A 290-nucleotide genomic window follows, 5' to 3' on the forward strand; every position below is an offset into this window, starting at 1 on the left:
ATATTGAGTACCTGTAGAAATACGGATTTTGCATTTTCCTTTTCACCTAACCTTGCTAAGAATGCACCTAACTTCAATAATATTGGAATATCTTCGGGATACCTATCAAGGTAATCTAAATATAAATTCAGTGCGATTTGGTTTTGACCTTGCAAGCTCATTATATGTGCATATTGAGGGATGTACTCATCATTATATTGGATGATACGAGATAAACACTCTTGGGCTAAAGCTGGTTTGTTGAGTTTGAGAGCCAAGGTGATGATCTGACGAAGTTCGTGTTCTTCTTT

At 36.2% G+C, this 290-nt stretch carries 1 pseudogene; it reads right to left on the reverse strand.

The features are described from left to right. A pseudogene (locus AAEZ02_RS22160) lies at nt 1-290 on the reverse strand (6-hydroxymethylpterin diphosphokinase MptE-like protein); the annotation flags it as partial.

This window comes from Shewanella sp. T24-MNA-CIBAN-0130, from assembly GCF_040310185.1.
In the GTDB taxonomy this organism is placed as follows: domain Bacteria; phylum Pseudomonadota; class Gammaproteobacteria; order Enterobacterales; family Shewanellaceae; genus Shewanella; species Shewanella psychromarinicola.